This window comes from Massilia sp. Mn16-1_5, assembly GCF_004798585.1.
Taxonomy (GTDB): domain Bacteria; phylum Pseudomonadota; class Gammaproteobacteria; order Burkholderiales; family Burkholderiaceae_D; genus Telluria.
Genome location: NZ_PPXQ01000002.1, coordinates 162,810 through 177,054 on the forward strand (window position 1 = coordinate 162,810; position 14,245 = coordinate 177,054).

11 protein-coding genes and 1 riboswitch are annotated in these 14,245 nt (G+C 66.8%); of the genes, 2 read left to right on the forward strand and 9 right to left on the reverse strand.

The genetic code is table 11. The features are described from left to right. Positions 1–35: 35 nt before the first annotated feature. From C2862_RS02775 to C2862_RS02805, 7 genes are all read right to left on the reverse strand, one after another. Positions 36–1,415 (reverse strand): PAS domain-containing sensor histidine kinase, encoded by a 1,380-nt coding sequence (locus C2862_RS02775; protein WP_136218593.1) that lies wholly within the window; start codon positions 1,413–1,415, stop codon positions 36–38. Further along, entirely contained in the window at positions 1,412–2,821 is a 1,410-nt protein-coding gene (locus tag C2862_RS02780; protein ID WP_136218594.1) for a sigma-54 dependent transcriptional regulator, read from the reverse strand. The genes C2862_RS02775 and C2862_RS02780 overlap by 4 nt, the downstream gene beginning before the upstream one ends. Positions 2,822–2,839: 18 nt before the next feature. Continuing rightward, on the reverse strand, positions 2,840–4,003 hold the full coding sequence (locus tag C2862_RS02785) for an ABC transporter permease (RefSeq protein WP_229467259.1): 1,164 nt from the start codon (positions 4,001–4,003) through the stop codon (positions 2,840–2,842). A gap of 50 nt (positions 4,004–4,053) precedes the next feature. Next, the gene (locus tag C2862_RS02790; protein WP_136218596.1) at positions 4,054–5,301 is read right to left on the reverse strand and encodes an ABC transporter permease; all 1,248 of its coding nucleotides are present in this window, start codon (positions 5,299–5,301) and stop codon (positions 4,054–4,056) included. Between the two features lie 9 nt (positions 5,302–5,310). Continuing rightward, on the reverse strand, positions 5,311–5,973 hold the full coding sequence (locus C2862_RS02795) for an ABC transporter ATP-binding protein (RefSeq protein ID WP_136218597.1): 663 nt from the start codon (positions 5,971–5,973) through the stop codon (positions 5,311–5,313). A 30-nt stretch (positions 5,974–6,003) separates the two neighbouring features. Next, complete coding sequence (locus tag C2862_RS02800; RefSeq protein WP_136218598.1) at positions 6,004–7,251, reverse strand: efflux RND transporter periplasmic adaptor subunit; 1,248 nt, start codon at positions 7,249–7,251, stop codon at positions 6,004–6,006. Between the two features lie 223 nt (positions 7,252–7,474). Next, complete coding sequence (locus tag C2862_RS02805) at positions 7,475–9,445, reverse strand: S9 family peptidase (protein ID WP_136218599.1); 1,971 nt, start codon at positions 9,443–9,445, stop codon at positions 7,475–7,477. 228 nt (positions 9,446–9,673) lie between these two features. Between C2862_RS02805 and pnuC the strand changes: the two genes are divergently transcribed. Continuing rightward, the gene (gene pnuC / locus C2862_RS02810; protein ID WP_136218600.1) at positions 9,674–10,267 is read left to right on the forward strand and encodes a nicotinamide riboside transporter PnuC; all 594 of its coding nucleotides are present in this window, start codon (positions 9,674–9,676) and stop codon (positions 10,265–10,267) included. Next, positions 10,264–10,788 (forward strand): AAA family ATPase, encoded by a 525-nt coding sequence (locus tag C2862_RS02815; protein WP_229467260.1) that lies wholly within the window; start codon positions 10,264–10,266, stop codon positions 10,786–10,788. Before pnuC ends, C2862_RS02815 begins: the two co-directional genes overlap by 4 nt. Before the next feature lie 3 nt (positions 10,789–10,791). Here the strand turns inward: C2862_RS02815 and C2862_RS02820 are convergent, their stop codons facing one another. Both C2862_RS02820 and C2862_RS02825 read right to left on the reverse strand, forming a co-directional pair. Then, on the reverse strand, positions 10,792–12,912 hold the full coding sequence (locus C2862_RS02820) for a TonB-dependent siderophore receptor (protein ID WP_136218601.1): 2,121 nt from the start codon (positions 12,910–12,912) through the stop codon (positions 10,792–10,794). Between the two features lie 91 nt (positions 12,913–13,003). After that, positions 13,004–13,101, reverse strand: a riboswitch (TPP riboswitch). Between the two features lie 53 nt (positions 13,102–13,154). Continuing rightward, positions 13,155–14,213: a DUF535 family protein gene (locus tag C2862_RS02825; protein ID WP_229467261.1), complete on the reverse strand. Its 1,059-nt coding sequence runs from the start codon at positions 14,211–14,213 to the stop codon at positions 13,155–13,157. Between the last annotated feature and the right edge of the window lie 32 nt (positions 14,214–14,245).

Consider the following 14,245-nt stretch of genomic DNA (forward strand, 5'->3'; position numbering starts at 1 on the left):
AACCGCGGCCGGGAGCATTCCCGCCGCGGTTTTTTTTACGCGAACCGGATCTCGAAGCGCGTCTGGCCTTCACCCGTCGTCTCCAGCGCATAGCCGAACCCGTGCCGGTTCAACACCTCGCGCACGAACATCAGGCCGATGCCCTGGCCACCGGGCTTGGTGGTGAAGAAGGGCGTGAACAGGCGGCGCGGGGCGACTTCGCCGAGCAGGCCGGCCGAGTCGACCACCGACAGCACGGCTTGCGCGCCGCGCGCCTCCAGCGCCAGGTGCACGTGGCCACCCGGCACGCCGCGTGCCTGGCGTCCCTGTACCGCTTCGATCGCATTCTTGACGATGTTCAGGAGCGCCTGTTCCATCAGCTGGCCATCCATCGCGATCGGCTCGATCTCGTCGCAGCGTACCCAGCGCAGTTCGACGCCGCGTGCGCTGCAGGCCTCGCGCTTGAGCCAGAGGATGTCGTCGACGATGGCGCGCAGGCTGGTCGGGCGCAGTTCAGGTTCCGGCATCTTGACCACCCGCGTGAAGCGGTCGATGAACTCGCCCAGGCTGACGTTGCGGCGCCGGACCGCGTCGATCGCGGTCGAGAAGTCGGCGGCATCGCTGTCGGCCAGCTGGTTCCGGTAGAACAGCAGGGAGTCGAGCACCGAGCGCGTGGCCGCGACGGTGTTGTTGACTTCGTGCGCCAGCACCCGCACCAGCTTGGCGTAGGTTGCGCGTTCCGAGTCTTCCAGTTCCGCAGTCAGCTCTTCCACGAACAGGAAGTCGCGTGCGAAGCCGCGGTCGTAGAAATGGCCGCGCTGGGCGCGGTAGCGGCGGCCATCGAGGTCGGTGAGGAGGCGGCTCTCGCCGGATGCCAGCGCATCGAGCTGCGCGGCCAGGTCGCGGCGGCGTTCGTGCTCGCGTGCGTCGGCTGACGGCGCGGACATGGGCGGCCGCAGGTCCGCAAGGCGTTTGCCCTGCGCCTGCTCCAGCCCGAGCAGCGTAGCGGCACTGGCGTTGACCAGGCTGATGGCGCGATCGTAGTCGAATACCAGCACCGCGCTCGGCGTGGCTTCCAGCAGGCGGTCGAGCAGGCCTTGCTGCTCGCCGGCCATGAGGCGCTCGCGGTGCAGGGCGGCGAGCATCGTGTTGAAGCTTGCCACCAGCTCGCCAAGTTCGTCAGGTTTACCCGCTGCGGGCGGGGCCATCCGGTTGGCGTAGTGCTGGTCCTGCAGCAGGTCGCGAAAGCGCCGGGTGTAGTCGAGCGGCTCGAGCGCGCGCCGCATCAGGCGCCAGCCCGCCGCAAGACTTGCAAGCAGCAGCAGTTCGGCGCCGACGAACAGCAGCGGATGGCCCGGCAGCAGCAGGGCCGCGCAGGCCAGCGGCGGCAGGTGGATGGCGAGGATGTAGGCGCCGAGCCGGCCTTGCAGGCTCACGCCCCTTCCTCGGCTTGGTCGCCACTCTCGCCCAGGCCGTGCCGCTCGAGGCGCCGGTACAGCGCGGTGCGCGACAGGCCCAGGGCCCTGGCCACGCGCGAGATGTTGCCGGTGTGCTGGGACAGGGCGCGTTCGATCATGTGGCGTTCGACCTGTTCCAGGGTCATGCCGTCGACGCCGAGGCGCGTGGTATCGACGGCGTCGTCGGCCTGGCCGGCGGCCACGAAATCGGCCTGCGTCAGCTGTGCCTTGTCGACCAGCAGCAGGGTGCGTTCCAGGGTCTGCCTGAGCTGGCGGATATTGCCGGGCCAGGGCTGGGCCGCCAGCCATTCGAGGGCCTGGCTGGTGAGCGTGACCTCGCCCAGTCCATAACTGGCGGCTACCCTGGCGACGATATGGCGCGCCAGCAGCGCGATGTCGCTGCGCCGTTCGCGTAGCGGCGGCAGCCGGATCGTGATCAGGTTCAGGCGGTAGAACAGGTCTTCGCGGAATTCGCCGGCAGCGACCAGTTCGGCCAGTTCGCGATTGGTGGCGGAGACCACGCGCACGTCGGCCTGTTCGCTGCGGCTGGCGCCGACCGGCTGGTAACGCCCGTCCTGCAGCACGCGCAGCAGCTTGACCTGGTCGCCGCGGTTGAGTTCTCCGATCTCGTCGAGGAACAGGGTGCCGCCTTCGGCACTGGCGACGTGGCCTTTGCGGTCTGCGCGCGCGTCGGTGAAGGCGCCGCGCACGTGGCCGAACAGTTCGCTCTCGAACAGGCTCGAGGTGATCGCGCCCATGTTGATCTTGACGAGGGCCTGGCTTGCGCGCGGGCTGTTGCGGTGGATCGCGTCGGCTACGAGTTCCTTGCCGGTGCCGCTCTCGCCCAGGATCAGGACCGGCGCCCTGGTGCGCGCGACCTGGCCGATGGTGGCGAGCACGCGCAGCAGCTTCGGGTGCTCGCCGACGATGTCGGCGAAGTCGAACTGTTCGTCGAGCGCGCGCCGCGACGGCCCACTGGCGGGCGAGTTCAGGTTCGGATTCAGTTCGAGCGTGGCGCGCACCAGCTCGATCAGCTGGGCATTGTCCCAAGGCTTGGTGAAGAAGTTGGCGGCGCCGGCCTTGATACCGGCCACCGCGAGTCCGATCGAACCCCAGGCCGTCATCAGGAGCACCGGCAGCGCCGGATGGCGTTCGCGGATCTGCGCCAGCAGGGCCAGGCCCTCTTCGCCGCTGGTCTGCGGCGAGAAGTTCATGTCCTGCAGGACCAGGTCCACGCTTTCGCGCGCCAGCAGGTCGAGGGCCTCGCTGGCGCCGGCGGCGCGCAGCGGTTCGAATCCGGATTGCTTGAGCAGCAGGGCCAGCGAGACCAGGACCGCGCCATCGTCGTCGACGACGAGGATGCGCGCAGGAGGGGATATATGCATCGTCAGTCTTTTTTCTAGCTATTCGTAGTGCAGCGCTTCGGTCGGGGACAGGCGGCTGGCACGCCATCCCGGATACACCGCGCACAGCAAGGATAGCAGATAGATCGCGGCCATCGACAGCAGGGCGGCCCCGGCGAACACGGGCCAGTTCAGGTTTTCCCCAAAGACGCCCGTCAGGGGCAGCTGCACCAGCAGGGCCAGGCCGAGCACGATGGCGGTCGAACTGAGCATGAACTGCTCCGCCACGATCTGGCGGTAAACCTGGCTGGCGCTGGCGCCGAGCGCGCGCCGCAGGCCGATCTCGGGGATGCGCTGGGTGGTGTTCTGCCACAGCGCGCCGAACAGGCCGAAGGCGACCATCAGCAGCATGAAGGCGGCGATCACGCCCACGATGATCAGCGGAACGGTCTGCGTCTTGAGCATCGATGCGCGCATGTTCGAGAGCGGTGTGATCTGGTAGGACCAGTCGTTCTTGACCAGTTTCAGGCGTGCGTTCAGGCGCTGCTCGAAATCGCGCGTGGTACCCGGCCGGAGTTTGAGCAGGATGGTGCGGGCATCGCGGTAATTCTTGCCGGGCTCGAGGCGCGTGAACATGAAGTTGTCCGGAGCCGCCAGTTCGCCCTTGCCGCGGTACTCGCCGACCACGCCGACGACGCGGTAGGCCTGGGGCGTTTCCCTGTCGTCGGCCTCGATGAATTGCTGGCCGACCGCGCGCTCGCCAGGGAACATGGCCTCGGCCATGCGGCGGTTGAGGACGACCGGCCGCTGCGCGGCGCCGTTGTCGAGCTTTGAAAACCAGCGGCCGTCTGCCAGCTCCAGGCCGAGCACGCCGGCCGCGCCGTCGTCGCCCTCGATCATCTCGGTGTGCACGGTCCCGCCGCCCGCCGACCCCTCAGGGCCGCCACGGCGCATGTCGCTGGTCATGGTCGACATCGAGTAGGGCTCGTAGGTAACGAAGCCGACGTTTTTCACTTCGGGGAGCGCGCTCAATTCGCGGCGCAGGCCGTCATACAGGGCCTCTTCGAAGCGCTTGTTGCCGTTGTCGCCGGGCTTCACCGTGACCGACCAGACGTCGGCGGCGTCGAAGCCCAGCGGCATCCGGTACAGCTGCAGGTAGCGCAGGCCGAAGGCGGCCAGCGCGAACACGATGGCGAAGGCGATCAGGATTTCAAGGCTCAGCATCAGATTCCTGGACTTGCGTTTCCAGGTCAGTTTCAACAGGTGGCGCAACATCAGACGGCTCCCTTCAGGGCGTGGACAGGATCGAGGCGCGACATCTTCCAGGCCGGAAGCACGCCGGAGAGCAGGCCGAAGACGGTGGCGATCAGCATCCCCCAGCCGAACACGGCCAGGTTCAGGTCGACCTGCAGGTAGGGAATCAGGTCGGCGGACTCCAGCCAGGCGAGCACGCCGGCGGTGGCGCCGAGCGCGATCAGGCCGCCCGCGAGACAGAGCAGCACGTTCTCGACGACCAGCTGCACCGCCAGCTGGCTGCTGGTGGCGCCGAAAGCCTTGCGCACGCCGATTTCCGAACGCCGCTCCATGATCCGGCCGGTGTTCAGGTTGACCAGGTTCAGCGCCGGCAGCAGCATGAAGAGCAGCATCGCGACCACGATCCCGGTCAGCAGCTTGCCGGCGCCGGAATCGGGCGTGTCGGTGCTCTGCGTCAGGATGCGCGCGAACACGTCGAGCTTGCTGTCGGCCCAGAAGCGGATCTTGTTCCACTCGGTCGGGTCGTCATGGACCACGCCCTGGGCGATGCGGGCGACCTGTTGCTGGATGCGCGGCAGGTCGGCGGCGCGTTCTGCCAGGATCAGCGCCGTGAACAGGCCGCTCAACTGGTTGCGGTAGTCGCTGGTCGGGAAGGTCGAAATCGGCGCCCAGATGTCGGCATAGGCGTTCAGGTGCATCGCGTCCTCGACCACGCCGACGACTTCGAACACCTGGCCGCCGACGTCGATGCGCTGGCCTACGGCCTGCTTCGGCGTGCCGGCGAACAGGCGCTGCGCGCTGGACGCGTTGAGCACGGCGATCATGCGGCCGGCGGCATCGTCGGCGCTTGTCGGCAGGCGGCCGGCCAGCAGGCGGAAGTCGAGCACCTTCCAGTAGTCGGCGTCGGCGCGGCGCATCATCAGTTCGCTCACGTTCAGGCCCTGGTAGACCGACACCGAGGCGGGGAGGGTGACGGCGGCGACGCGCTCGACGCCGGACATGGGCTTGAGGTATTTCTCGATCAGCTTGTAGCCGGGCAGCGTGGTGCTGACGCGGTTGCCCTTGGGTCCTTCCATGCGCATCATCAGCACCTGCAGGAAGCGGTCGCTCTTGCCTTCGACCCCGGAGGGGCGGAAGGCCGTTTCCAGCAGCGAGGCGATCACCATCAGCACGACCAGGGTGAGCACGATGCACAGCAGGTTGATCGCCGTGAAGAGCTTGCGGCGCATGAAGACCTTCCATGCGGTGAGCAGATAGTTGCGGAACATGGCCTCTCCTTATGCGACCAGCTGGCCGTCGAACACGCGCACGATGCGATTCGTGCGGCGTGCCTCGCGCTCGTCGTGGGTGACCATCACGACCGTCGTGCCTTCCTCGTTGAGTTTCAACAGGATGTCCATCACTTCCTCGCCCATCTTGCTGTCGAGGTTACCGGTCGGTTCGTCGGCCAGCAGCACCTGGGGCTCGCCGACGATGGCGCGGGCGATCGCCACGCGCTGCTGCTGGCCGCCCGAGAGCTGGTTCGGGTAGTGGTCCATGCGCGCGCCCAGGCCGACCTTCTCCAGCGCCTGGCGCGCCAGGCGGCGCCGTTCGGCTGCGCTCATCTTCCGGTACAGCAGCGGCAGTTCGACGTTGTCGATCACGCGCAGGTCGGAAATCAGGTGGAAGCTCTGGAAGATGAAGCCGAAGGTGCTGTTGCGCAGGTTGGCGACCTGCTTGTCGCGGTAGCGCGTGATCGGGATGCCTTCGACTTCGACGCTGCCCTGGCCGGGCCGGTCCAGCAGGCCGATCAGGTTGAGCAAGGTGCTCTTGCCGCAGCCGCTCGGCCCCATCATGGCGACGAATTCGCCCTTTTTCACGTGCAGGTCGATGTCCTTCAGGGCCAGGGTTTCCACCTTGTCGGTGCGGTAGGTCTTGCTGACATTACTCAATCGGATCATGTTGTCCCTCGTTTGTTCTGGAAGTGATCGTTAATATGAAATGCGGATGTTGTCCTGCTGGGCATAGGCGCTGGTATCGGAGACGATGAAGCGCTCGCCGGCGCGCGCGCCCGCCACCACCTCGAGCAGCTTGCCGTCGCCGCCGCCGAGGCGCAGCTGGGTCTTGCGTGCCATGCCGCCGGCGACCTGGAAGGCTGGCTGCGGCCCACTGCCGTTGAAGGCGGCGCCCGCATCGAGCACCAGCACGCCTTTCTTCTCGGCGGTGACGATGTTGACGTCGACCCGCATCTTGTTGCGCAGGAGCGGGTTGTGCGGCTGCGCGAGGTCGACCAGCAGCTTGACGGTGCCGTTCTGGATCTCGGGCAGGATGGTGTGCACGCGGCCGGCCAGCAGCTCGCCATTCTGCTCGACGCGGACCGGCTGGCCCGGCGCCAGCAGGCGCGCATGGAAGTCGGACAGGGTGGCCTCGACCCGGTAGTTGTTCAGTTCCGATACGCGCGCCAGCAGCTGGCCGGCGCCGACACTGGCGCCTTCTTCCTGTACCAGCGAGGTCAGCATGCCGCCGAAGGGGGCACGGACGTGGGCCTGGGCCAGCAGGCGCTCCTGCTGGGCGATCTGCTTTTGCAGGATCTCCTTTTGCAGGCGCGCGGCGTCGACGCTGCCGGCGCTGGCGCGGCGGTTGTCGACGACCTGTTCGCGTTGCTGGCGCAGCTGGATCTCGGTGCGCTTGACGGCCAGCTCCGCGCCCAGCAGGTCTTCGCCGGACACCAGCCCGCTCTGGCGCAGCTTCTGGTTGCGGTCGTGGCGTGCGCGCGCCGACAGCAGGTCGAGTTCCAGCAGTTCGATGCTGCTGGTCAGCTGCTTGTGCTTCTGGTCGCGTTCGAGCGCCAGTGCGGCGATGCGGTTCTCCTGCTGCGCCAGCTGCTCCTGCAGGCGGTCCAGCGCGAGGCGGATCTCGCGGTCGTCCAGTTCCAGCAGCAGCTCGCCCTTGGCCACCTGCTGGCCGGGCTTGGCGTGCACCTTGGCCACGCGGCTGGCGGCCGGGCTGGCCACGACTTCCTCGTGCACCGGGATCACGAGGCCGGCGGCGTTCACGGTATGGGCGACGTCGCCGCGGCGCACGATGGAGACGACGATGTCGGCGGCGTCGACGCTCGGACGCAGTACGCGGTTGAGGCCCCAGCCGGCGGCGAGCAGGCCGGCAAGGAGGAGGGCGCCGGCAAACAGGCGCAGGCGCCGGCGGCGCAGGAGGAAGGCAGGGTCGAGGGCTTGGTCCATGGCGAGAAGGCAGTGAGCGATAGGGCAATGAGTCTTGCTGCATCTATTGCAAATGCCGTGCCAGCGCCGTATGCCCCGTACGCGCCGCCTGGCAGGGGGGGCGGCATGCCCGCTGGCGGGCAGGGGTGTCCGGATCCGGACAGTGCTGTCCAGTTTGCGGGGAATAATGCAAAACCGCGGCGCCTGGCCGCGGTTTCCGGTGCTGCGCAATCGCCGATTGCGCTTACTTCGCCGCCGCTTTCGCGCCGATATGCTTGCCGAGGAAAGCCTCGAGCTTCTCGTAGAAGGCGGTGCGATTCGCCGTGTCGTAGAAGCCGTGGCCTTCGTTCGGGGCCAGGAACCACTCGGGCGGACGGTTGGCCTTGATGAGGGCGGCGCGCATCGCGTGCGCATGCTCGACCGGGGCGCGCTTGTCCTGTCCGCCGTGGATCAGCAGCACCGGCGCCTTGATGCTGGATGCGAGCATGACCGGCGAGTTGCGGTCGAGCTCCGCCCTGTCGTCGCCGACGTACTTGCGGAACGCGCTTGCCTTGAAGGTATCGCCGCGGTTGTTCTCCGGCTTGGCCAGCAGCTTCAGGTCATACACGCCGACATAGCCGACTACGCACTTGTAGCGGGCCGAATCGCGCGCGGCCAGCATCATCGACGCGTAGGCGCCGAAGCTGGCGCCATAGGCGCACACGCGTTCGCCGTCGACCGCACCCTGGGCGATGGTCCAGCGCGTCGCATCCTCGAGGTCGTCGATGATCTTGCCGCCCCACTGGCGGTAGCCGGATTCCAGGAAGTCGAGGCCGCGCCCGCCCGAGCCGCGGAAGTTCACCTGCAGAACCGCGTAGCCGCGGCTGGCCAGGAACTGGGCATCGTCGTCGAAGAACCAGGTGTCGAAGGGACCGTGCGGACCGCCATGCGGCAGCACCACGAGCGGCGGCTTGCCGGTGCCGGTTTGCAGAGGCATCGTCAGGAAGCCATGCAGTTCCAGGCCGTCGCGCGCCTTGAAGCTGATCGGACGGCGTTCGGCCATCTGTTCCGGATAGATCGCTTCCATCGCGGAGAACAGCAGGTCGGCCTTCATCGTGCTGCGGTCGAACAGGTAGTAGCTGCCGGGATCGCGATCGCTCTTCACGCTGAACAGCAGCAGCCTGCCGTCGTCGCTGAAGTCGATGAAGTGCAGGTACTGCCCAGGGAACTGCGCGCTCAGCTGCTGGTGCAGCTGGGCGTCGGCGCTCTTCTCGTCGAAGTAACGGACTTTCGGAATGCCGATGGTCGAATGGGCGCCGAAGGGCAGCGATTCGCCCGTGAACAGCAGGCCTGTGTAGCTGCCAACCGGATCGGAGAACAGGGTGCTGCGCTTGCCGGTCGCATAGTCTTCGCGGATCAGGCTGTCCGGCTCGCCCTCGGCCGAATAGGATGCGATGAATTCACGGTCGTCGGGAGCGAAGTAGAAGGGACGGTAGCGCCTGCCGTTTTTCTTCTCGATCTTGTTCCAGCGCTTGGCGGCTTCGTCGAAACGGAACTCGACGGCGTGTGCCTCGTCGTCCGTGCCGAGGGCGAAACGCGGCTTGCCGCTGTGCTGCAGGATGAAGGTCACATCCGGCATCGGCACGTCGGCCACCAGGGTGCGCGTGGCCCTGGCCGAGTCGATGTCGTACAGCAGGGTGTTCTTGCCTTCCCAGGCGTGGCTGGTCACGAACACGCGTCCGTCGCGCTTCTTCGACACGTCCTCGACGTAGCCGAACGCGTCGTCATCGCCATAGCGCTCGCCGCGGCTGGACAGATTGCGCATGCGGTAGCCGAACAGGTATTCCTGCTTCTTGCCGTCGATGTCGGTGGCGACCAGTTCGCCGGTGGCCTGCGGCGCCTCGCGTGAACCGAACTCGCGGCCCTTGGCGACGACCAGGCGGGTCGGGCTGACCCAGTGGTAGCTGACCGGCACCTCGAACACGGGGAAACGTACCGCGCCCGTCATCTTCATGTCCGGCAGCGAATACATCATCAGGACCGGGATGAAGCGGTCGCCGCTCGGCACGCGCGCGGTGATGGCGATGTGCTTGCCGTCGGGCGCCATGCGCGGATTGTAGAACTGGTCTTCCTGCACGAAGGCGGCAAGGGGAACCGTGGCCGGTGCGGCCTGCTGGGCCAGGGCCGGCTGGGCGGCGAGCACGGCCGCATAAAGGACCGCGAGGTGCAAACGCATGAAGGTCTCCTGTTTTTATAAAATGCATCAAGGATTATTTCAGTATAACAATGATATTTCCTAGAATAAAAATCTTTTTGACAACATGTCGCGTCCTTGCGACCTTTGGCCTGCGTTGCATAAACGCCGGGTAGCAGGCATACTCGCGAGCCCGATGAGCATGACGCTTTCCATTTTTTCCAACCTGCCAAGGCGTGCGCCAGCGCGTTCCAGGTCTCCCTGCCGCGCATGAACGACACCCTTGCCTTATTCGGCTTCAGCACCACGCCGCTCGAACTCATCTCGTTCGCCCTCGCGGTCACGACCGTGCTGCTCAACATCCGCCAGAACCACTGGGCCTGGCTGTTCTCGATCGCGTCGTCCGCCACCTATGCCGTCGTGTTCTTCGATGCGCGCCTGTACGGCGACAGCGGCCTGCAGCTGGTCTTCATCGCGGCCTCCATCTGGGGCTGGTGGCAGTGGCTGCGCGGAGCCGGCGAGACGAAGCTGGTCGTCACGCGCCTGGGCCGCGCGGGCTGGATCCGGGCGCTGCTGGGCTGGGGCGCGGCCTTCCTGGCGCTGTCCTGGTTCCTGGCGAACTACACCAACACCGACGTGCCGCACATGGACGGCTTTCTCACGGCCGGCAGCCTGGTCGGCCAACTCCTGCTGGCTCGCAAGAAGGTCGAGAACTGGCATGTGTGGGTGATCGTCGACGTGTTGTATGTCGGCCTGTACGTGTTCAAGGACCTGCATGTGACGGCGGTGCTGTACGCCGTGTTCGTGGTGCTGGCCGTGCGCGGCCTGCGCGCCTGGAGCGCGTTGGCGAAGGCGCTGCCGTGAGCGTGCGCCGCATCGCCGTGCTGGGTGCCGAGTCGTCCGGCAAATCGACCCTGTGCCAGGCGCTGGCGCAGCGCTACGGAACGGTGTGGGTACCCGAGTACCTGCGCGAATTCGTCGACACCCATGGACGCGTGCCGTTCGAGGCGGACCAGTACGGGATCGCGCGCACGCAAAAAGAGCGCGAGGACGCGGCGGCGCTGCAGGCGAAGGACTTCCTGTTCTGCGACACCACGCCGCTGATGACGGCGCTCTACAGCCGCGTGTACTGGGGAAGGGTGGATGCGCAGTTGGAGCTCCTCGCGCACCGCCACGACTATGCGCTGACGCTGGTGACGGCGCCCGACATGCCCTGGATTCCGGATGGCCTGATGCGCGAATCGGAAGAGGTGCGCCAGCGCGTCTTCACGCTGGTGGAGGATGAGCTGGATGCGCGCGGCATCCGTTTCGTGCTGCTGGAAGGCGACCTGCCGCACAGGCTGCGGCAGGTCGAAGCGGCGCTCAAGGTGCTGGCGCCGTTGTGAGACTTAGAAGTCGAACTGGGCCGAGACGCGGAAGGTACGCGGCGCGCCCGGCAGCAGGTAGCCGCCCAGATCCTGGGTGACGTCGCGCCAGTAGAACTTGTCGAACAGGTTGTCGACGCGTGCGCGCAGGATCACGTTGGTCGCGCCCATCTTCATGCCGTAGGCGGCGCCCAGTCCCACCACGTGGTAGCCCGGCACGTCGACCGTGTTCTCCGGATCGAAGGTCTTCTTGCCCGCATACTGCCACTGGCCGTTCAGCTTCAGTCCCGGTACGTTTGGCACCGCATACTCGGCCCAGACGGTGGTTTTCAGGTCCGGCACGTTGGTCACGCGCTTGCCGTCCAGCGCCCCGTCGCCCGTGTCTTCCTGGCGTGCGCGCAGGGCCAGCAGCGAGGCGCCGTAGGCCAGGCCGCCAGTGGCGCGCTGGGCCGACAGTTCCAGGCCCCGGTGCACGCGGCGGCCATTGCGCACAAAGGTCTCGTTGGCATCGGTGTATTCCAGGCCCGAGGTGATCTGGAACACGGCGGCGCTCACCGACACGTCCTTGCCGGCGATGCCCTTGACGCCGAACTCGATCTGTTTCGAGCGGTTCGGGCCCAGGTCCTGGTTGGCGTTGCTCGTCTCGATCGGCGCCACGCCGCCCGATTCCAGGCCGTGCGCGAGGGTGCCGTAGACGTTCCAGTTCTTGGTCGGGCAGTAGACCAGCGAGACGTTCGGCAGCGCGAAGGACGCCTTGTCGCTCACCCATGGCAGGCTTGATTCGGGCTGCTGGGCGCTGTCGATCTTCACGTAGCGCAGGCCGGCGTGTACGGCCAGCTGCGGCGTCAGGGTGACGATGTCCTGCACGTAGACGGCGCGTTCGCGGTCGCGGAAGCGCTCGTAGACGGGGCCCGTCGTCGGGTTGCCCGGCGCCGGATCGGTGATCAGCGGATTGTAGATGTTGCTGTAGCCGGCGTAGTCGTAGACATAGTCGCCGTAGCTGTTGTGGCGCTCGGCGTAGCTGCTGCCCAGCGTGAGCAGGTGGCCTACGTTGCCCGTGCTCAGGCGGCCCTGGAGCTGGGCCTGCAGGCCGAACGGGGTCTTGCGCTCGCCCGTGCTCTGGTAGTCGTAGACGTCGTAGTCGCCGTTGCCGCAGTAGCCCGGATAGTAACCGTCTCCTTCGTTGCTGCAGCCGTAAGGGAAGGCGGTGAAGTCGTCGCGCTTGAACCAGTGCTTGTTGGCCGAGACCGTGGCGTTCCAGTCGGCGTTCAGGCGATAGGCGAAGCGCAGGCCGACGTTGGCGCTGTCGGTGTCGACGGGGCGGGTCCAGGGCTGGGCGTTGAGCAGCAGCTTGGGCGAGACCTGCGCCGGCAGGTCGACGCCGCGGATCAGCTGGTAGCCGGGCGCAGTGATCTGCTCCTTGTGCTGGAAGTCCAGGTCGAGGTCGAGCTTGGCGTCCGGCGTGATCTGCCAGTCGAAGGCGGCGGAGGCGAACTGGCGCTTGCCGTCGGCGCCGCGCACATACGAGCGCAGGCGGTCGGCGGCGGCATTGATGCGGTAGCCGAAGCGGGTGTCCTCGAAGCGCCCGCCGATGTCGGCTTCCGCGTGCACGGTGCCCCGTTCGCGCGCTTCGACCGTGATCGAACGCAGCGGTGTGTCGGTCGGGCGCTTGGTCACGAAGTTGATCACGCCGCCCGGTGCGGCCAGGCCCGCCTGCAGGCCGGCCACGCCCTTGAGCAGCTCGAAACGTTCCTTGTTCTCGAGCGGGATCTGGGTGTCGCCGGCGATCGCGATGCCGTCCTTGCGGTAGCCCGAGTTGTTGTTCAGCTTGAAGCCGCGCACCGAGAACTGCTCGGCATAGCCGACCGCGTTGTAGGCGTCGCCGACCGAGGCGTCGTATTGCGCGGCGTCGCTGGCCGAGCGGATCGACAGGTCCTGCATCTGGCTGCGGCCGATGGCGACCACCGAGGCCGGGATGTCCATCAGCGGCAGGTCGGCGAAGCCGCCGATATTGGCGCGGTCGCTGACGGCCCACTTGCTGCCGGTGACGAGGACCGAGGCCACAGGTTCGGCCGTTTGCGCCTGGACGGCAAAGGCCTGCGCCAGGGCGCAGGCAAGGAGGGAATGCTTGAAGACGGGTTTCATTGGTTTGCTCGCTTTCGCGCGCCACGACGGAGGTGGCGCACTGCTTTTTATAAAAGCCGGAGCCAACGTGGGGGAAGGGCAAACAAGGTGTGAACTGCTTGGCGCGCTTTCCTTCGCTGGCATTATCCAGATCAGGTACGAAGGGTATCTCTCACCCGGAACACAGTTCCAGGACCCCTAGCGAGGCGCGAGTGTAACACGGCCCGTGCGGGCCGTGGTAGATCTGGCAATGCCGCGTATGCTTATGTCTCCACCGTCTCCCGAAACGGCGCCGCATGCTCGTGGTGCGAGCGCGCATGCAGCAGGTGGCGCTGCAGCGTGGCGCGCGTGCTGTCGCCGATGGCGCGCCAGTACTCGCGGCGCTGGGCGGCACGCTTGCGGTGTTTCGAGGGCATGTCGGCCAGCGGCTTGAGGTAGAAGGGCAGGTTCACTTGCCAGGCGTCGCCCGCCAGTTCGACGCCGCCCAGCACGCGCCAGAAACCGTCGTAGGCGTTGGCGAAATGCTTGATCTCTTCCGGATCGTAGGCGATGTGGGAGGTGCACTTCACGGCCAGCACCTGCTCCATGCCGACGGCCTGCGCCAGGCCCTGCATCGCGGCGAAGCAGAAGAAGCTGGGCGAATTGTTCGGGAAGCAGGTCTCGAAGGCGTCGAAGGCTTCGCCCGAATCGGTCCAGCGGCCCTGGTTGCGTGCGACGAAAGGTACCAGCGGCGCCGGCGCGGTGCCTGGCGCCACGGCCTTGGCGATCGCGCCGTCGATCCAGGAATACGAGAGCCGGTGCAGCACCTTGCCGTCGGCCACCAGGGCGATCGTCAGGTCACCCTCGGCATTCATGCGCGAGGCCATCTCCAGCCGGATCAGGAAGGCGTGCTCGCCCACGCTGTGCTGCCACAGGACCAGGCCGCCGTCGGCGTACACGGCCGCCTTGTAGGCCGCGTCGAAGGTCGTTTCCTCGAAGCGGTAATGCGCCAGCACGCCCTGCACGCGCTGGCGCGCGCTCAAGCCCTGCACCAGGTAGCCCCGGTGGCTCAGGTGATGGAAGGGATCGTCGTTGGGCGGGGCCATCACGTAATTGCGGTAGACGTCGAGCTGGCACAGCGCCGCATGGTCGCGGTAAAACCGCAGGACGCGGGCACTGCGCAGCACCGACAGCAGCCAGGACGAGACGGACAGCTCCTTGCGGCGGGCCAGCCAATAACGGGTAAGGTGCGCGAAGATCATCGGACGCTCCGTGGAAAACGGCGGGTTGCGGACGACCTCATGTTGTCCCAGCCGGCTCATCTCGGCGGTGCGATTGCTCAAGGGAAATAAATTCTCTGGGGCAATATTTTGGG

Excerpts from the sequence above, each read along its gene's own strand:
- C2862_RS02805 (WP_136218599.1), bottom strand. The coding sequence starts at position 9,445 with ATGCGTTTGCACCTCGCGGTCCTTTATGCGGCCGTGCTCGCCGCCCAG.
- C2862_RS02780 (WP_136218594.1), bottom strand. The coding sequence starts at position 2,821 with ATGCATATATCCCCTCCTGCGCGCATCCTCGTCGTCGACGACGATGGC.
- pnuC (WP_136218600.1), top strand. The coding sequence starts at position 9,674 with ATGAACGACACCCTTGCCTTATTCGGCTTCAGCACCACGCCGCTCGAA.
- C2862_RS02790 (WP_136218596.1), bottom strand. The coding sequence starts at position 5,301 with ATGTTCCGCAACTATCTGCTCACCGCATGGAAGGTCTTCATGCGCCGC.
- C2862_RS02800 (WP_136218598.1), bottom strand. The coding sequence starts at position 7,251 with ATGGACCAAGCCCTCGACCCTGCCTTCCTCCTGCGCCGCCGGCGCCTG.
- C2862_RS02785 (WP_229467259.1), bottom strand. The coding sequence starts at position 4,003 with ATGCTGAGCCTTGAAATCCTGATCGCCTTCGCCATCGTGTTCGCGCTG.
- C2862_RS02795 (WP_136218597.1), bottom strand. The coding sequence starts at position 5,973 with ATGATCCGATTGAGTAATGTCAGCAAGACCTACCGCACCGACAAGGTG.
- C2862_RS02820 (WP_136218601.1), bottom strand. The coding sequence starts at position 12,912 with ATGAAACCCGTCTTCAAGCATTCCCTCCTTGCCTGCGCCCTGGCGCAG.